The organism is Streptomyces cinnamoneus (genome assembly GCF_014650495.1).
Taxonomy (GTDB): Bacteria; Actinomycetota; Actinomycetes; order Streptomycetales; family Streptomycetaceae; genus Streptomyces; species Streptomyces cinnamoneus.
Genome location: NZ_BMVB01000003.1, coordinates 26,041 through 43,488, shown reverse-complemented (window position 1 = coordinate 43,488; position 17,448 = coordinate 26,041). Strand labels below are relative to the sequence as shown.

Below are 17,448 nucleotides of genomic sequence, written 5' to 3'. Positions count from 1 at the left end.
GGGACTCTACTTGCGACATGCCGTTCTGATGTCATCAGATGATGTTTTCGGCCTCTTCGATCTGGTCGTGGGCGTTCGCCGTGCCGGCGCTGGGCACACCGTAGGAACGGCGTCCGAAGCGCCACCACAGGGCGGCCATGACGAGGGCCACCAGCAAGGCGACGGGCGTGTAGTTGAAGCTCGTGGCGGTGACCGGGCTGGACTGCGGCAGTAGGAACAGCACCGTTACCCCGGCTGCCCAGAGCACTGCCACCCAGCCGATCGGCCGGCTCCAGCGGCCCAGGTGCCAGGGCCCGGGGGTGAACCGGTCCCGGTGGCGCAGCCGCAGCAGCACCGGGATGGCGTAGGCCGGGGTGAAACCCACGACGGAAATGGCGGTCACTGCCGAGAACGCCGTGGCGGAATAGAGGGACGGCAGGGCAAGCACGAAAGCGACACCGACTGCGAGCCAGACAGCGTTGGCCGGGACGGCCGTACGGCGGCTGACCTTCTGCCAGCGCGCCGAGCCGGGCAGGGCGCCGTCCCGGGCGAAGGCGTAGGTCATGCGGCTGGCGGAGGCGGTGACGGTGTAGCCGCACAGGAACTGCGCAACGATGATCACCAGCAGCAACGCCTTCGCCGTCGCCACGCCCAGAGCGTCCAGGAAGATCTGCGCCACCGGCACCCCGGTCTCGCCGCCCAGCGTCGCGGCGTAGTCCTGGACGGCGAACAGCAAGGCGCCCAGCAGGACACCGCCGGCGATCCAGGACACCGCCACCGAGCGGACGATCCCGCGGGCCGCGGCCACGGAAGCGCCACTGGTCTCCTCGCTCAGGTGGGCCGAGGTGTCGTAGCCGGCCAGGGCGAAGCACGGCAGCAGCATGCCCAGCAGGATCACGTACACGGGGCTCGACCAGCCGGTGTTGTTGGTGAACTCCGCGAACACGAAGCCGGCCGACTGGTGGTGAGAGGGGACGAGAGTCAGGGCGCCGACGATGACGACGGCCCCGGCCAGGTGCCACCACGCGCTCAGGGAGGTCAGGACGTTCATCAGCCGGGTGCCGAAGAGGTTCAGGACGGCGTGCAGCGCGAGGATGACCGCGTACATGACCAGCAGGGACCCTGGCGTCGGCTCGTGACCGAACTGCAGGTTCGCCCAGGCGGCGGTGAAGGTCGCGAGGCCGTAGTCCTGGGCTGCGATCCCGCCGAGCAGCCCCAGAAGGTTGAGCCAGCCGGTGTACCAGCTCCACCGCTCACTGCCGAGCTGGCGGGCCATGTAGTACAGGCCGCCGCTGGTGGGGTAGCGGGAGGTGATCTCGGCCAGTGCCGCGGCCAGGCACAGCACCAATGGCCCCACGGTGAGCCACCCCCACACCACCACTGCGGGTCCACCGCTGTTCAGGCCGTAGCCGAAAAGCAGCAGCGTCCCGGACATGATGGAGATGGCCGACAGGGAAGCTGAGAAGTTACCGAAGGCGCCTATGCGCCGGTGCAGTTGCTGGGTATAGCCGAGATTCTTGAGTATGCGCTCGTCGTCGTCCGGCGGCTCGGACCGCTTCCATCGTGCATGTGCTGATGTACGCATGGAGAATCTCCGCACAGGGAAGAGCAGCAAGGGATAGGGGGCAGGCTGGCTGCTGGGCCGTCAGCGCGGCACGGCGGAGCCCGCCCGCGGAGCCAACAGGTATTCACGGCCGTCTCCCCGCGTTCGGCGGCGGCTTGAGCCGCCGCAGGCAGGCGCTGCGGGTCGCCTTGAACTCCTCCCACCACCGGTCCGGGTGGTGCGTGATGTGCTGCCACGGGGCTGGGGTGGCGTAGTCGCCGATGGCTTGGAATTCGGCAGCGGCTTCCTTCAGGAAAGCGCCTGCCGTCAACGCATGGTCCAGACGGTTCAGGTCGGCTGGCGAACCGGCCGCCGGGGCGCAGGCCAGCACCTGCCGCATCTGCATCCAGTGCCCCGCCTTCACATCGTGCACCGCCGCGTAGAGAGCGGTGTCACGGCCGGCCGGGTGGTAGACCACCATCAGCGGGAACCCCCCGTTGGCCGCAGAGCTGGTTGGACGACAGGCACCGGGCGCGGCATGGCACGATCAGCCGGCCGTCGGGGCGTGGCGGGAGGAGGAACGTCCCGGCCGCCGAAGCGGTCTCTGTAGCCGCCTGCGAGACAGCGCCACACCGGCCGCCCGTCGCAAGCTCCGGCTACCCGAAACTGCGTCGTCCCGCACCGCGGCTGGCGAAGGCCCGCAGGACGGGACGGTCAAGCACAACGCTACGGCGCTCTGGGACAGAGACAGACCGCCCGAGGGAAGAGGAGCCGCTCATGGCGCTGTGTTTGACAGGTGCGCGGTTGGCGCAGCCGCCCCGCGATGCCTGATGTTGACGGCCGAAGCCTTGGCAAGTGCCACGGGGTTCAAGAATCGCAGCGGACCGATCAGGCGGGAAGCAAACAGATACATGTGCCGCGCCAGCGATTCATCGCGCGCTGCCGCCGAGAACATCAGCCGTTCCAAGGGGTTGAACGGGCGGCCCGTGGCGAAGTCGACGGCCAGGTAATGGTGCCCTCGCAGCCGGCGCCGGTGTCTGCGCGCGTACGCCACGAGCGACCTATTGAGGTCGCCCCGACCGGTTGCGGCTGAAGCCACTGCCTCTGCCAGCCATTGCGCGGACTGCAGAGCCCATCCGCATCCCACTCCCCACAGGGGATCGCTGGTCAGGGCGGCGTCTCCGATGAGCGCGACGCCCGGGGCAGTCGGCTTGCGGCTGTGAAGCGGGTAGTTGACAGTGCCGATGATCTTCGTGAGGCGCTCGGCGGAGTCGATGGGCGGCGCCTCGGGAAGGGCGCGGACGAATGCGAAGAAGCTCCCCTCCAGGTCGTCCCGGAAGGCCGGCAGCCGTTTCTTGCCCGGGAGCACCGCGATGACCGTCACCCCGTCGTCGTTCGGAAACGCGTACGCCATGTCGGGGTCGAGGAACCATGTGTGACCGATCCCGCCGTGCAGCGGAAGGTTGCGGAAGTGCGCGAGATAGCCGAACCGCGCGTTCTCGTACCGCCGAGCAGGCACCCCGGTGTACTGCGCTACGGCCGAGTCTTTGCCATCGGCGCCGACCACCAGGCGGGCCCGGATCTCACGCTCGCCCTGTGGTGTCGACGCGCGCACCCCCAAGGTTCGCCCGGCTTCCCGGACCAGTCCGGTCACATGATGACCGAGGAGCAGATCGACGCCAGGGGTCTGTGCCGCATGGGACCTGATCAACGGGTCGAGGGTGCTGCGTCGAATGTTGTACGCGTACGGCAGCTCGGGGCCCGCCGGCGCTGCCCTCGGCTCGATCCATCCCCAGCGGGTGTACCAGCGGGCCTCGTTGCGGACGGCTCCTGCCTCCTCAAGGGCGGGGATGAGGCCGAGTTCGTCCAGCACCGGGTAGGCGCTGGCTTGGAGGGAGTGGGTGCACAGCACCTTGTACGCTTCGGGGTCCGAGCGGCGTTCCAGCAGTGCGACGCGGACGCCGCGTCGCGCGAGCAAGATTGCCGCGGCGCTGCCGGCGAGGCCAGCTCCGCTGATGACGACGTCGTAGTCGTATCCCGCGCTCTCAGGCATGGTCATGCGCTGATTGCTCCCTTCGGGGCGTGGACCGTTCGTGGAGTGGTGCAGGGCTGCTGCTGTCAGGCGCATGACCAATGTAGAAGCTGTGGACCGGATGATGCTTGATCAGGCTGCGGTGACTTCCTGGGGTTGAACGTCCCATGCCCTACGTCGTGACTCCTCCTGGCGAGGGCGGGAGTTCGTCCCGGTCGAGCACATGCAGGCCGAGGCAATCAAGGTGTGGCTCGACAGCTCAGCCCGACGCACGAGGCGACGGCAGGACGTGAAAACTTCCGGGTCCGTATCTGCCGCATCCCTCGTTGTAGCGTTCTTACCAGGTCACCAGTCCTGCTGCGTGTTCACGCGGCTCTGGAGTTGCACGGTCAGCTCGTGGTCCTCGCCCAGCACACGTTGGGCGTCGGCCAGGGCCTCCCTGTAGTACGCGAGCGCGCTGTCGAAGTCGCCGGCTCTCCGGTAGACGCCGCCGAGGGTGCCCCGGGAGGTGATCGAATGCGGATGATCGCGGCCCAGGACGCGGACGCGATCGTGTAGGACCGCGTGCAGGAGGGGGATCGCCGTGTCCAGGTCGCCGGCTTCCGCGAGGGCGCAGGCGTGGTTGTTGCGCGTCATCAGCGTGGCGGGGTTGTTCGAGCCCAGGACCCTTGTGCGGTCGCGAAGGGCTTCCTCGTACAGGGCTATGGCCTTGTCCGTGGCTCCAACCGCGTTGTAGCAGCTGGCGAGATTGTTGAGGGAGGTCAGAATGTCCGGGTGGTCAGTGCTCAGGACGCGCCGCCGGTCGGCGAGGACCGCTTCGGCCAGCGGGATCGCCCGCTCCCCGTCGCCGGCGTCGTGATACACGAGGGCGAGGTCGCTGCGGGAGGTCAACGTGTCCGGGTGGTCCGGCCCCAGCACCCGTGCGCGGTCGTCGGCCGTCTTCTTGTACAGCTCCGTCGCCCGCTCCAGGTCGCCCAGTGCCCCATGGGCGGACGCCAGGTTGTTGCCGGTGCTGAGGGTCTGCGGGTGGTCCGGGCCGAGCACCCGTTTCATGTCCTCGATGAGTTCGGTGTACAGCGAGATCGCCAGGTCCGGTCGGCCTGCCTCGCCACGCGCGTACGCGAGGTTGTGGCGCGCGGTCAGCGTGTTCGGGTGGTCTCGGCCCCAAACACCCTCGTGATCGGCCAGGACCTCGGTGTACAGCGGGATCGCCAGATCCGGTCGGCCCGCCGAATCGAAGGCGTGGGCCAGGTTGTTGCGCGCCATCAGGGTGCACGGATGGTTGCGGCCGAACACCCGCTCAGAGTCGTCAAGCGCCTGGCCGAGCTGCTCGATCGCCAGGTCGAGCCTGCCCGCAGCCTCGTAGGCGCTGGCGAGGCGGACCCGGGACGTGTGGGTCTCCGGGTGGTCCGGGCCCAGCACGTCTCGGCGATCGGCGAAGGCCGTCTCGAACAGCGGGATCGCGTGCGCCAGGTTTCCGGACTCCTCATAGGCCGAGGCGAGTGCGACGCGCATGTCCAGGGTTGAAGGATGCTTCGGTCCGAAGTCCCGTGCGCGGGCTTGCAGGGCGTGCACCAGGTAGGGCACCGCGCGGTGCTGCTGGCTCTGCTGGATCAGGTGGATGGCCGTGTTCATGAACAGGGCGTCCGCGAGAGGGAGCGGATCCTCGTCGGCCGATTCCGCGAACAGCGCGTCGATGTGGGGCAGCAGCAGGCGCCAGGTGGCCGTGTCCGCCAGGGCATCCTCTGCGGGGAAGGCGGCGGACAGCAGTGCGACGGCGTCGGTCCACCCTTCGCGGACGGCCTCGGGGCTGCGATGCGGGTTCCCGGCCTCCGGCGTGCGGGTGACGGCCTGTACGAGGCGGTGCACCGAGATCCGGGCGCCGGCAGGGTCCCCGTCGTCGTCCTTCAGGGTGATCATGCTGTAGGCGTTCAGTCGACCGACGGCGCGGTTCGCCGCGGCCTGGTCGGGCATCGGGTTCAGCAGGCGCCGCGGAATCCCGGTCGGCGCGAACCACGCCAGAGCCCGCAGGAGTTCCACCGCGACCGGTTCCTGCTCGGCCAGACGGTCCAGCGTCACCGACCAGACCGCGGAGACGGTCCGGTCCCGGGCCGTGCCGTTCGCGGCGTCGCGCAGGGTGTTGGCGCGGTCGTCGGCCAGTAGCTTGAGGTATGTGCGGGCCTCGGTCCCGGTCTCCTCCAGATAGGCGCCGGCCTGATCCAGGGCCAGTGGTAGGTGTCCCAGCGCACGGCACAGCTCCTCGGCTGCGGCGTCGTCGAGCTCGGCACCTGCCCCGCGCAGCACTTCTGCGGCCGCCTCCGGCGCCAGCGTGCCCACGGCCAAGGTCGGGATTCCGCGCCAGCCGGTCGCCAGCCTTGTGGTGATCAGGAACCGGCCCTCGGGCAGTCGTGCCAGCAGGGAGGTGATGTGGCTTCGGTCGTTGACGTTGTCCAGGATCAGCAGCCACCCGCGATGCGCGCCCAGCCAGGCCGTGGCCCAAGCGGCAGCCAAGGGCGGGGCGGCCTCCGCCCAGCGCGCGTCAAGCCGGGCGGCGAGGCCCGCGAGGCCGGCCTCGATTGCGTCCGGGCTCTCCGCACTCAGCCAGTGGATCAGGGCGTGGTCGCCCCGGTGGACGTCGGCGTAGTGGTTGGCCAGCGTCGACTTGCCCACGCCACCGAGCCCGGTCAGCGCCCTGACGATCAGGCCCGGGCCCACAGCCTCCGACAGCGCCGCGTGCAGCTCGGCGATCTCCGCCTCACGTCCCACAACCGGCACCCCTGCCACGTGAGCCGGGGAGAGCGAGACCGGCAGCGACGGAAACCCGGTGTCGACGGGGCTCGGCGGCGGCCCGTCGAAGATCACCAGAATGTTGGTGGCGTCGTCGCCGGTGGAGATGATGCCGTAGTTGTCCGCTCCGAGGGTCACGGCGCGAGCCGCGGCTCCCTCCGACTCCGTCATCCAGGGTTCGCGATGCTGTTGCGGACGTTGTCTCCCAGCGACACGATGCCGTGGTTGGTCGTCATCCGCACCGACCGGTCCCCGGAGACCGTCGCCAGGCCGACGCCGGACTCGGCGAGCAGCGCAGCCAGGTCGCTGGCCAGACCGTCCTCGCGACCGAGAGCCCTCTCGACCTTGGCTCGCAGTACAGCTGTGTAGTCCTCGTCCTCCGGATCGTCGGCAACGGCCAGGACCGCTCTGGAGATCTGCGCGTCGGAGTCGGGATTCCGCCGCAGCCGCTCCAGTAACCGCCGCCCCAGGCGTACTGTGGCCTGTTCCGCAGCAACCTCGCCCTGGTCGAGAACGTTCCGACCGTAGGTGGCCGCAGCGACGCTCACGGCCGCGACCACTCCGTCGATCATCGAGCTGTCCATCGAACCCCCCAATGGCCTGGGACACCGGCAGCACGCCGTGGTCGGAATATTAATGAAGAGCCCCGGCGGAAGGGCCGTCTTGGTGATTCCGGCGCCGGCCGGTTCCCGCCGGCTAGCGGGCCGGGGGGGTGAGGGCATGCAGTGTTTGGTGACTTCGGTCCGGAGACTCACACCGTCCGCCGCGGGACGACCGTCCCGCTCCTGCGCAGCGTGCCTGGGCCCCGGCCCACGCCGCGGAAAGGAGTGCGCGGTGACCGGCAAGGCGGACCTCCAGGGTCCGCGCCGCCCATGTCACCACCTTGGCCTACCGCTGGTGTGCGTTGGCCCAGTCGATGACGTCCTGCACGGTAGTGATCCTCTCGGCCTCCTCATCGGGTATATCCGTGGAGAACTCGAATTCCAGGGCCGTGCCGAGCTCGACGAGGTCCAGGGAGTCTGCTCCCAGGTCCTCGAATGACGCGTTGTTCGTCACCTCCTCTGGCTTGACGTTCAGTTGCTCGGCGATGATGCGCTTCACGCGCTCCTCGATGGTGGACACTCTGCAGCCTCCTGCACTGACGTGCACGGGAACGGGCAGAGCTTGCCCACTCCCACAGTTGGTCAAGCGCTGGTGAAGCCGCTGGCGACCGTCTTCGCCAGGACACATTGCCCCTGACAGCCCGGAGCCTGAAGTGTCCGCGTGACGGCATTCAGCTGATCAACGAACGGGAGGTCACGCTGACCGCTCACAGGCGGCGGTCTGCAGACGTACCTCGGTTTCGACGGCCGGTCCTCCAGCCGGCATGCGCCCTGCGACGAGCAGGACCCGCTCGACGGGCCGGCCGGGTGCGACCCCTCACTGAGAGGCTGACCAGAGCGGGCCGTCGTCCGGCCAGTCGCTCGGAGGCGCCGGGCGCTTGGGCTGGCTCGGCCAGGTGGTGTGCTCGTGGATCTCCAGACGGACTCGGTAGGACTGCCAAGCCACGCCCGTGGGGCTGCACGTCGCCGCCACCGTGACGGATGCGGACGGGATCCCGGACGTGGAGATCTGCGATCCGATGGCGGACACCGGCAGGCTCTTCGCGGACTGCACGGACCACGTCACCCACCACATCGTGGAGGCCAAGGAACACAACGGCCAGGTCCGGCGGGCGATGTACCTGCTCGACCAAGGGGACGCCTGCCTCGGCGAGGCCGTCAGCGCCCGCTACGGACCGGGCAGCGCACGGGCGGTGTTCCGCGACCATCTGCGAGAGCGGCTGGAACTCACCCGGTACGTCCGCGACGGGATTGCCCGCAGAAATTTGGACCAGGAGAGCGACCGCCGCTCCCGCCTCCGGTCGCTCTGGCCCCTCCTGCCCGACCGCCATTCGGACGACCGGAGGCAAGTCGAGCAGCGCCCGTCACCAGGAATGGGAGGGCGGCTGGAGGCCCCGAGCAGCGAGTTGGTCCGCCGCCTGGCCGCCGAAGCCTTCACCCCTCACCCACAGCAGCCGTACATGGCAGCAGCGGCGCGATCCGTTCCCACAACTCGTCCGACACGATTCACCCGGGCGGGACAGACGTGCCCAGGGATACTTGTTTCCCGGCCGGGGCCCGGTGAGCCGGCGCCGGCCGGGCACGCCGGCGGCTGTTCTGTTCAGTGCGTGAGACCTCTGCTCAGTGCGTGAGACCTCTGCGCGAGGTCAGCCGGGCGGGTCCGGAGCGGAACAGCTCCGGGCTCCGCTCATGCGCTCCTACTCGAGTGTGGGGTCGGTGGAGAGGAGTGGGCGGATGGCGCCGAGGATGGCGCCGATGCACACGTCGCGGAGCTGAGTGCGGGTGCAGGTTTCGCTGGTCAGCCAATCGACGACGAGGACCCGGACGAACACCAGCCAGCTTTTGAGGACTTGGGATACGGCCTCGCGGGCGGTGTCGTCGGCGAGGGGGAGCACGCTGAGCAGGCGGGCGCGGATGATGTCGAGTTCGTTCGCGATGATCGTCTGGATGAGGGGGTCGCCGGCGAGGACGCGGTTGCCGGCGAGGATGGTGTTGCGGTTTGCGATGAAGTAGTCGAGGTGGGCATCCATGCCCTCGACGAGTTGCTCGATCAGGCTGTCGGCGGGGTCGAAGCGGCTCTTGGCGAGTAGCTGGTCGGCTGCTTGCTGGTAGATGGCTGCGAAGAGGTCACGCTTGCTCGGGAAGTGACGGTAGAGAAGCGCGCGGGACACGCCGGCCTGTGCGGCAACGTCCTCCATCAGCACCTTTTCGTATGGGTGGGCGGAGAAGAGCTGCGCACCGACGGCGAGGAGCTGGGCGCGGCGGTCGGCGGGGGTGAGGCGTTGGCGGGGCGGCATGGAGGAAGGTTACTTGACACGTGTCTACTAGCCGCCGCTAGTCTAGTAGATGCGTGTCCACTAAGGGGGTTGGGCGTGATCAGGGCTCTGCGGGTACTTGCGTGGGTGATGGGCGTCGCGTGTGTGGCGATAGGTCTGTACCACGTCGTAGCGGGTAACGCGGCGATCCCGGGTGCTGAGGACGCCAACGCGACGGTCGACAGCTTCGGCCGTTTCATGGGCGCGATCTTCGCCGGGTACGGGCTGGCTTGGCTGTGGGCCGTCCGGCAGATGCCGACCCCGGCGGCGGCGGTGCGGCTGCTGACCGGGGTGTTCCTGCTGGGCGGGCTCAGCCGGGTGCTGTCGATCATGGTGGAAGGGCGGCCACACGGGTTCCAGATGATGCTGATGGTGATCGAACTCGCTTTGCCTCCCGTGTTCTTCTGGCTCGCGGATGCGGAGGAGCGGGTGGTGCGAGCGCGGACATGAACCGTTCCGCCGTCTCGGGGGAATGGCGGAACGGTTCATGCCTGCGTTCGTATCCCGCGAGCCGGCCGGGGTTACCGTTGAACACCGCCGACATCATCAGAAGCAAGAGAACAGCTCGGGGAGAGAACACATCGGGGGGCCTGGAGCCGATACGCCCCCGGCGACCACACGCGGTCGCCAAAGGAGACTGGACCCCACTCCCCAAATGGTCCGTCTCCTCTAGCCGTGAGATCGGCAATGCGGCGAAGAGTTCATGTCGAGGACGTGAGTTGACTCCATCTGCCACGCGCCTGATGGATAGATCATCTGCGATTGCGAGGGCTTCAACCGGGAGAGGCGCGGCCCGGTCCGTGATCGCCGCATGTAGTGCCAAGGACATGATGGTTCGTGTCAGTGCCTTCCCTGTTGTGACGTCGATCTTCCATGTCGGGAATCGCTCTCGCTGCTTCCGTATCTCGTGGGAGGAACGGGCTCCCGCCGCGAGGACGGGATCGGACAGCGAGGCGCACAAGTTCCCGACCGCGATGCTTGCTTCGCCTGTGGCCAGGTTGGCATTGTGCCGGGGAGCAGCCAGGTTGGAGCGGCTCCCCGGCTATCGCTGGTGCTCACACACTTCAGGTAGCACGTCGCCGTGTGCCGACCCGGAGTCTCGGCTGCCTCCGTAGACGATGGAGCCCGTAGTGATGATCTCGTAGCCGCGGGTCGGGTGGTCGCTGTTGTGCTTGCAGTCGATGCTCGCCCTGTCAGACCGCTAGGGCGGGGGCAACTGCGGAGGGTGGACCAGGGCGACGGCGATGAGGTCGGGTCCGTGGTCGTCTCCGGGCCGGGTGTGAACGCGCTCGATGAACGGACCGACCCGGACGGCGACGTCTTGGCCCTGGCCCGGCGTCCAGGGCGGCGAGCCTCGCGCGGTACGCGTCGACGGCGGCCTGGTCGTCGAGTACGAGGGTGGCGGGGGGCTGCGGCCACCGCCGCGGGGGCGCGATCGCGACGGCGTCGGCCCACTCACGGATGATCTGCGCCGGGGCGCCGACATGGACGATCTGGCGGAACGGGCAGTCCAGCCGGGGGTACTTGCGGGACATGGACGGTCTGCTGAGGTGGTGGTGAGTGACTGCGACGCGGACGCCGGCCTCTTGCATGAGCCGTCCGATCGCCTCGGCGATGACGGGTGCGCTTTTCGGAACCAGGAAAAGATCAAGAGTGAGGGCTCGCTGTGCCTGAGCGGACCATTTGGCCAGTGCACGCTCAGGTTGGCCAACGTGACAGTCAGCGGCGCGGTGCGGGGATGGGCGGCCAGCACCGTGTCCGCGGGATGTCGGCCGTCCGGGGGGGGGGACTGTCGTTGATCCATAGGCGATGTGTCGGTGGCCGCTGGAACCGTGGATGCCGAGTTGCCCGAGAGAGCGGCCGCAGCCGCCTTCAACAGCAAGGAGCCCCCGTCGCCATGTCATCCTCAGCCTCCGCCCCGCCCTGGAATGTCCAACGACTGCCTGGTGCCGATGGCCGCGTCTTCCTGGTCACCGGCGGCAACGCCGGCATCGGGTACTTCGTCGCGGAACAGTTGTCGGCAACCGGAGCCACCGTCGTACTCGGCAGCCGGAATCCCGCCAAGGCCGAAGCCGCCACGGCCTCGATCCGTGCGCGCGTTCCTGGCGCACAGGTGCGAGCCATACGGTTAGACCTCGCCGACCTCTCGTCGCTCGAAGCAGCGGTGGAATCACTGGAGGTGGAACGCCTCGACGCGGTAGTCCACAACGCTGGCGTCGCGCTTGACGACCCGCCGCGCAAACAGACCGGGGACGGTCACGAGCTCATGTTCGGCACGAACCACCTCGGGCACTTCGTCTTGGCCCAGTGGCTGATGCCGCTGCTGTCGGCTGCACCAGCGGCCCGCGTCGTGACCATGGGCAGCTTCGCGGCGAAGTCCGAGCGGCTCGACCTCGACGACTTGCAGTCCCGGAAGGACTACCAGCCCAAGCGCACCTATGGCCGCTCCAAGTTGGCCCAGATGTACTTCGGCGTCGAACTCGACCGCCGCCTGCGCGCTGCCGACAGCACGGTGGCGAGCGTGGTGGTTCATCCCGGCGGCGCGCTGGACTCCCTCACCCCGTCACGGCCACCGGTCCATGTGCGAACCACCGGCGCACGGCTGAGCGCGGCACCTGCGGCCCTCCTCGTCCAGGGCAAGCACGCCGGAGCTTGGCCCGCGGTCCGGGCGGTGCTCGACCCGGCCGTGCGTGGAGGACAGCTGTGGGAACCGCGCCTCTTCGGCCTGCGCGGCGAGCCCCGACGCGCACCGGTGTGGAACCACCTTGCCGATCCCTCCGTCGCGGCACGGCTGTGGGACGCAAGCTGTGATCTGACCGGCGCCGACCTCAGCACCATCTCCGGATAGCTCACGCACGCGCGCGTTGGCCAACGGGTTTGTCGAGCAGTTCCTGGGGTCGAGGATGTCGCGGGCTGCGGCAGAGCAGAGCGCAGAGCCGGTCGCGGTGTCCTCGATCCGGTCGGCAGCAGACGGTACGGGAGAGCCGTCCGGCCCGGTGGGCAGGTGCTGGTAGCCGAAGGAGATCAGGCGGATCGGGCGCACGAAGGTGCCCCCTGGGTTGCTGGTGGAGGGTGGGCGCGGCGCTCCGGGGCTGGCCCCCTCGCCGACCCACGCCCCGGCCAGGTCGAAGACCGGGACCTGGCCGAGGTCCGGCGTCGAACGCGCGTGTCGCAGGGGATGATGGTGCCCCGATACGTCGATCACGAGGTCAGGAGCTCCGATGCCACGACGGGTTCATCAGCCACTGGAGGACGAGGAGGTCGACTTCGTGTTGAGGATGAGCAAAGGCCCGGTCCTCGCCTACTTCTCCGGGACGTGGCCGAAGGCGATCGAGGCATGCCGGGCAATGGACCTTGTCGTGGGTCGGATCGCGGAGGAGTACGCGAACCTCCTGACGGTCGTAAAGATCGACATCACCCGCTGTCCGGGGGCGACCAAGCGGTACGACGTCACTGGAGCACCGTCCGTCGTCCTACTCAAGGAAGGCGAGGTGGCGGCACGCAGCGCGGGGTCGATGACCCACGCCGAGGTCCGGGATTTCGTGCTCGCTCACTTCTGACCGGCCGTCCGCTCTTCCCCGGCCGGGGAGTGGATTCCCCGAGCCCAGGAAGCCGTCCAGGGCTGTCACGGTGTCCACGATTCAGCCCGCCGGGGTCAGGGGCTGTGGGGCCCGGGGCGGCCACGATCTTCTTCGGGGTGACGCCCTGTCGGGGGATGACGCCCTGTCGGCGATGGTGTGCCCGTTCGTGCTGGCCCAGACCGGATCGCGGCCAGCTGCTGCACCGTGATGGCGACCGGCCCAGAAGGGCCGCTCCACCCTCCGCCAGCATCCCGGGCAGGGAGGTGGTTCCCTGCTGGACGCGGGCTGCTACCCCGTCGGGGTTTCGGCGTAGTCGGATCGGATCCGCTGGCCCCGGCCGTAGCCGACAGTCCGGTCAGCGCGCTGTCCCGCGCGTGGTGCGCTGGCTGTGGGGGCCGGATACATGTACCCCTTCCGGCGCGTCACGGCGGAGAACCGTGCCGTAGGACGTGCGGGGTTCGCTGGCTGTGTGAGACATCCCTCTCCCGTCGTCGTGGCGCTGGTGGCCTGGGAAGGTTGACCATGTAGTCATGACCTCCTCGCCCCGCACGCCGCACGTCGGTGGCCGACCGGATCCGGCAGACGGGACTACCGCGCTCGGCGGAGAGTCCGCTCCCGCCCGCGGGTACCTGCTGGACAACGCGCGGGCCGAGGCGGGTGAGCGATTCGTCTGGCTGGCCGAGCTGTTCGACGGTGTGACGCGCGGGCACTTCGATCGACTGGGGGTCAGGGCTGGCTCGCGCTGCTGGGAAGTGGGGGCCGGTGGCCCCGGTATCCCGGAGGCGCTCGCAGCGGCCGTCGGTCCGACCGGGCACGTGCTGGCCACGGACATCGACCCGTCGTGGCTGAAGACAGGCGACGGGTACGAGGTGCGCCGGCACGACGTCGCCGCTGACCCGCCCCCGGAGCCGGGGACGTTCGATCTGGTGCACGCCCGGCTCGTGCTGGTCCATGTACCCGACCGGGCTCGCGCGTTGGCCACGATGGCGGCAGCGCTACGGCCCGGCGGCTGGCTGCTGGTCGAGGACGCCGATACCGCTCTGCAGCCACTGGCATGCCTGGACGACAGCGGCCCCGCGCAGCGGCGGGCCAACCGGCTGCGCGACGCGGTCCGGGAGCTGCTGACGCGCCGCGGCGCGGACCTGCGCTACGGCCGGACACTGCCGCGGGCATTGCGTGAGGCCGGCTTGGTAGATGTCGCCGCGGCGGGCTCTTTCCCGGTCGGCGGACTGGCCTGCGACCGGCTGGAGGCGGCGACCATCCGGCACGTGCGCGGCGAGCTGCTCGCGGCCGGCCTGGCCGACGACGCCGAGATCGACGCACACCTGGCCGCCATCCACGCGGGCGAACTCGACCTGACACTCGCGCCGCTGATCTCGGCCTGGGGACGCCGTCCAGCCGAGCACCCTCCGGCACTCGGTTAGGTGCGGATCCAGGCGTTGTCCGACCTGCCCACAGCGCTGTTCGCCGAGGGAGGCCAGGCAGCTCGCGCAGGTGCGCGCCGCGCGTCACCGGAGTTGGGGCCAGCCCCCGCACGGGGCTTCGAAGATCATGGAGATCTCGACGCCACGTGATCCGAGTGGAAGATCGTGCCTGCCGACGCGACCGTGCCTGCCGACGCATCATCCCCGGTCCCGCCTGCTCTTGACCAACTCCGCAAGCAGCCCGAACCCCGCCCCGAGGAGTGCCCGGGGCTGCTTGAGCGTCTGGCCCAAGTGCCCGACCCGCGTGACCCGCGCGGAGTGCGTCACGCCTTGGCCGCCGTGCTCGCGCTGAGCACGTGTGCCGTACTGACCGGAGCCACCTCACTGCTGGCGGTTCGGCGAGTGGATCGCCGACACCCCGACCTGCGTGCTCGAACGCCTCGGCATCCGTCGTGATCCGCTGCTGCCTGGGCGGCTGGTGCCCGCGGAATCGACGGTGCGCCGACTGCCGGCCCGCGTCGACGGCGACGCACTGGATCGGGCAGTCGGCCGCTGGCTGGCTGACCGCCGCCCGAAGGCGGCCGGCCCCCACTGGCTTGCGCGGAGTGTCGATGGACGGCAAGAGCCTGCGCGGCGCCGCCAAGGCAACCGGCCGCAAATCGCCGCAGCCCTCCGCCGCAACGCCCGCGACCACGCCGCCCACTCGCTCTGCTCGGGCTCACGTGATCATAAAACGCACATCACACGACTACGCCGAAGCCCTGGCCACCCCGTCCGGGCCGCTTAGCCGTTTCCTGGGCGCAATAACAGATATCCGCGCATCGACGCGGGCGTGGACGTTGCCGGCACCACGCTGCTGAGTGACGGCGACGAGTTCACGGAACAGCGCTCGTTCGGCTTCGTCCATGCCTGCCGCAACCCGTACGCGCAGGGGGGCGAGTCCGGTCGCATCTCGCTCACCTGGGCCTTCTCCCTGCCCGCCACGACATGTCCGGTACTGCGGATCGAACGCGAGGATCATGTCGAGGAGCGGGTCCTGCAGGCGGACGGCCAATGGGTCAACACCTTCCGGCGCAGGCCCTCACTCTGGGCCGGCCGTGTGGCGGGTGTATGCGAGCCGTCGGGATGAGCCTTTCAGGCGCCCGGCTTCCTGCGGTCGTGGCCTCCACTGGTGCATGCGGCTGCTGTATGCGGCCACCTCCGAGAGGCGCGATCCGCCGCGGATCGCGGGCGGCTGCCTGGCAGGGCTTCGGCATGGTCGGGTGGCGTCCGGTTTGCGCTCAAGCGAGGCCGGCTTCGGCAAGATTAAGACGGTTCGCGTGAACGCCATGCCGCGGGAGGGGGGCGGCGGCGTCCCGCCACGGTGCGGAACCGCCGCTCATCCTTCGTCCTCACCTTTGCGTCATCTATCGAATGTCGATAGATTCCCATCGTAAATCGATGGAGGGATGGGCCGTGGGGAAACTGACAGTGCATGCGCTGCGCGCCGTGCTCGTGGTGGTGCTCGCCGGCACCGTGTTCGTGCAGGCGTTGATGGTGTGGGCGTTGGCCACCGATCCGGAGGACGGGTCGCTTCCGCTGACCCCGCTGCGCGTCATGACGATCCTGGGGATGGTGTCTGCCCAGGTCGCCCTGGTCTGTGTAGGGCGACTGGTGGCGATGGTGCGACGCGGAACCGTGTTCTCTCCCGCAGCCTTCCGGTACGTGGACGGCGTGATCGGAGCGATCGTGGCGGCTGCCGTCGTGTGGTTCACGGTCACGGCCCTCAACGCGCCGGGCCAGCGGGACGACCCGGGCGTCACTGTGATCATGGGCGGGGTTGGCGTGGCCATCCTGGGGGTCGCGCTCATCGTGCTCGTACTGCGGATGCTGCTCGCCCAGGCCGTGGCGCGCGACGTCGAAGCGGCGCAGATGCAAGCGGAACTGGACGAGGTGATCTGATGCCGATCGCCGTCGACATCGACGTGATGCTGGCCAGGCGGAAGATGTCCGTGGGCGAGCTAGCGGACCGCGTAGGGATCACTCCCGCCAACCTGGCGGTGCTCAAGAACGGCCGCGCCAAGGCGGTACGCTTCGCAACGCTCGCCGCGCTCTGCGAGGTGCTCAAGTGCCAGCCGGGCGACCTGCTGCGCTGGGAGGCCGAGGACGCCGCAGGCGGATGACGTGCCCCGGAGGGGCGTGAAAACGCCTCACCACCGGCCCATCGTTGGCCTGCGAGCGTGATTTCCCCACCGCAAACCCCGTTCCTTCAGCAGGTAGAAGCGCGGGGGGTTCGTCGTTGGACGGGCAGCCAGGGCTGCGGTCGCTTGACGTTCGGCTGGTGACGGACTGTCGGTTTGACGCGGTCCTGGGATCCTGGCAGACGCGGGCTTCCAGGAGCAAGGAGTTCTCGACGCCTTGTGATCCGAGTGGAAGACCGTGCCTGCCGGTGCATCATCGCCGGTCCCGCCTGCCTTTGACCAACTCTGGGAGCATCCCCAGGCCGTACCCGGGGAGATCCCACGCCTGCTGGAGCGGCGGTACGGCCCGGTCCGCTGGTCTCGCAAGTGGTGTCGGCCGACGGAGATGACGGTGCGGTGCCTGCTGAGCCGCATCGACGGCGACACGTTGGACCGGGCGGTGGGTTCGACCCGCTCGACGCCTCCTCCGCTGCGGCTGCCCGGCGCGGAACCGGCCCGCGTGCGGCTGAGGCGGGGTTCCGTAGGGGTGGCGCGTCCGTGGTGCCGGGAGAGGGAACCCCGTCGATGCGCTCATGCGCCGCCGAGCTGGTGCCCCCTGGGGGCTCGGCGTCGCTCAGTGGTGCTCGCCGCGTGAGGGGTGTGGTGGGATGCTGTGCCGGGGGCCCGGTGGCTCCGGACCGGCATCCCGTGGCGTGACCTGCTGTCACGGTTCGGGAGCCGGCAAACGATCTACGACGTCACCGACCGTCCTGCCGCTGCGCGCACCGTCGGGGGCCGGCGCTCCCCATCGAAAGGCCGGCGCCGGGCTGACATCCGGGTGCGGAGCTGTCCGGGCTTGTTCCGGACAGGCTTCGATGCCGGCGCTGACCAGGCCGGACGGGACGTGAGGTGTCCGGGACAGTCCGGGACAGGTATCGCTCTTGCCCCACCCAAGGCATGCCAGCAAGCTGGGCCCACCGTCGCGGCATGACGGTAACCCAGTAGCGGGCAGCAGTGGCCCCTGGC

The 17,448-nt window shown here is 69.3% G+C and carries 16 protein-coding genes; 9 read left to right on the top strand and 7 right to left on the bottom strand.

Going from position 1 to position 17,448, the window contains the following annotated elements:
* Positions 1-34 precede the first annotated feature (34 nt).
* The 6 genes from IE182_RS05125 to acpP all read right to left on the bottom strand — a co-directional run bounded on the left by IE182_RS05125 (position 35) and on the right by acpP (position 7,463).
* The gene (locus tag IE182_RS05125) at positions 35-1,564 is read right to left on the bottom strand and encodes an amino acid permease (protein WP_190108426.1); all 1,530 of its coding nucleotides are present in this window, start codon (positions 1,562-1,564) and stop codon (positions 35-37) included.
* Positions 1,565-1,667: 103 nt separating this feature from the next.
* Entirely contained in the window at positions 1,668-2,003 is a 336-nt protein-coding gene (locus tag IE182_RS05120) for a hypothetical protein (RefSeq protein WP_190108425.1), read from the bottom strand.
* A 294-nt stretch (positions 2,004-2,297) separates the two neighbouring features.
* Positions 2,298-3,581, bottom strand: a complete 1,284-nt coding sequence (locus IE182_RS05115) for an NAD(P)/FAD-dependent oxidoreductase (RefSeq protein WP_190108424.1) — start codon at positions 3,579-3,581, stop codon at positions 2,298-2,300.
* 318 nt (positions 3,582-3,899) lie between these two features.
* Positions 3,900-6,479, bottom strand: coding sequence for a tetratricopeptide repeat protein (locus IE182_RS05110; RefSeq protein WP_190108423.1), 2,580 nt, complete (start codon positions 6,477-6,479; stop codon positions 3,900-3,902).
* Between the two features lie 29 nt (positions 6,480-6,508).
* Positions 6,509-6,925 (bottom strand): hypothetical protein, encoded by a 417-nt coding sequence (locus IE182_RS05105; protein ID WP_190108422.1) that lies wholly within the window; start codon positions 6,923-6,925, stop codon positions 6,509-6,511.
* 304 nt (positions 6,926-7,229) lie between these two features.
* Complete coding sequence (gene acpP, locus IE182_RS05100; RefSeq protein ID WP_190108421.1) at positions 7,230-7,463, bottom strand: acyl carrier protein; 234 nt, start codon at positions 7,461-7,463, stop codon at positions 7,230-7,232.
* A 430-nt stretch (positions 7,464-7,893) separates the two neighbouring features.
* Here acpP and IE182_RS05095 point away from each other — a divergent pair, with 430 nt between their 5' ends.
* Positions 7,894-8,574, top strand: a complete 681-nt coding sequence (locus IE182_RS05095; RefSeq protein WP_190108420.1) for a hypothetical protein — start codon at positions 7,894-7,896, stop codon at positions 8,572-8,574.
* Between the two features lie 66 nt (positions 8,575-8,640).
* Here the strand turns inward: IE182_RS05095 and IE182_RS05090 are convergent, their stop codons facing one another.
* Positions 8,641-9,240, bottom strand: coding sequence for a TetR/AcrR family transcriptional regulator (locus tag IE182_RS05090; RefSeq protein ID WP_190108419.1), 600 nt, complete (start codon positions 9,238-9,240; stop codon positions 8,641-8,643).
* A 75-nt stretch (positions 9,241-9,315) separates the two neighbouring features.
* Here IE182_RS05090 and IE182_RS05085 point away from each other — a divergent pair, with 75 nt between their 5' ends.
* The 8 genes from IE182_RS05085 (at position 9,316) to IE182_RS05050 (ending at position 16,425) form a co-directional block, all read left to right on the top strand.
* Positions 9,316-9,708, top strand: coding sequence for a DUF4345 domain-containing protein (locus tag IE182_RS05085; protein ID WP_190108418.1), 393 nt, complete (start codon positions 9,316-9,318; stop codon positions 9,706-9,708).
* A gap of 1,447 nt (positions 9,709-11,155) precedes the next feature.
* On the top strand, positions 11,156-12,106 hold the full coding sequence (locus IE182_RS05080) for an SDR family NAD(P)-dependent oxidoreductase (RefSeq protein ID WP_190108417.1): 951 nt from the start codon (positions 11,156-11,158) through the stop codon (positions 12,104-12,106).
* A gap of 373 nt (positions 12,107-12,479) precedes the next feature.
* Positions 12,480-12,818: a thioredoxin family protein gene (locus tag IE182_RS05075; RefSeq protein ID WP_190108416.1), complete on the top strand. Its 339-nt coding sequence runs from the start codon at positions 12,480-12,482 to the stop codon at positions 12,816-12,818.
* Positions 12,819-13,369: 551 nt separating this feature from the next.
* Positions 13,370-14,263, top strand: a complete 894-nt coding sequence (locus IE182_RS05070) for a methyltransferase domain-containing protein (RefSeq protein WP_190108415.1) — start codon at positions 13,370-13,372, stop codon at positions 14,261-14,263.
* A gap of 165 nt (positions 14,264-14,428) precedes the next feature.
* Complete coding sequence (locus IE182_RS32585; protein WP_308432065.1) at positions 14,429-14,719, top strand: transposase family protein; 291 nt, start codon at positions 14,429-14,431, stop codon at positions 14,717-14,719.
* Positions 14,720-15,095: 376 nt separating this feature from the next.
* Positions 15,096-15,392 (top strand): hypothetical protein, encoded by a 297-nt coding sequence (locus tag IE182_RS05060; protein ID WP_190108414.1) that lies wholly within the window; start codon positions 15,096-15,098, stop codon positions 15,390-15,392.
* A 326-nt stretch (positions 15,393-15,718) separates the two neighbouring features.
* Positions 15,719-16,204 (top strand): DUF2975 domain-containing protein, encoded by a 486-nt coding sequence (locus IE182_RS05055; RefSeq protein ID WP_190108413.1) that lies wholly within the window; start codon positions 15,719-15,721, stop codon positions 16,202-16,204.
* A complete protein-coding gene (locus IE182_RS05050) occupies positions 16,204-16,425 on the top strand; it encodes a helix-turn-helix domain-containing protein (RefSeq protein ID WP_010981499.1) in 222 nt (73 codons plus the stop codon). Before IE182_RS05055 ends, IE182_RS05050 begins: the two co-directional genes overlap by 1 nt.
* Positions 16,426-17,448 lie beyond the last annotated feature (1,023 nt).

Coding starts and splice junctions, on each gene's coding strand:
- IE182_RS05125 (WP_190108426.1), bottom strand. CDS start 1,564: ATGCGTACATCAGCACATGCACGATGGAAGCGGTCCGAGCCGCCGGAC.
- IE182_RS05120 (WP_190108425.1), bottom strand. CDS start 2,003: ATGGTGGTCTACCACCCGGCCGGCCGTGACACCGCTCTCTACGCGGCG.
- IE182_RS05115 (WP_190108424.1), bottom strand. CDS start 3,581: ATGACCATGCCTGAGAGCGCGGGATACGACTACGACGTCGTCATCAGC.
- IE182_RS05105 (WP_190108422.1), bottom strand. CDS start 6,925: ATGGACAGCTCGATGATCGACGGAGTGGTCGCGGCCGTGAGCGTCGCT.
- IE182_RS05090 (WP_190108419.1), bottom strand. CDS start 9,240: ATGCCGCCCCGCCAACGCCTCACCCCCGCCGACCGCCGCGCCCAGCTC.
- IE182_RS05080 (WP_190108417.1), top strand. CDS start 11,156: ATGTCATCCTCAGCCTCCGCCCCGCCCTGGAATGTCCAACGACTGCCT.
- IE182_RS05075 (WP_190108416.1), top strand. CDS start 12,480: ATGCCACGACGGGTTCATCAGCCACTGGAGGACGAGGAGGTCGACTTC.
- IE182_RS05070 (WP_190108415.1), top strand. CDS start 13,370: ATGACCTCCTCGCCCCGCACGCCGCACGTCGGTGGCCGACCGGATCCG.
- IE182_RS05050 (WP_010981499.1), top strand. CDS start 16,204: ATGCCGATCGCCGTCGACATCGACGTGATGCTGGCCAGGCGGAAGATG.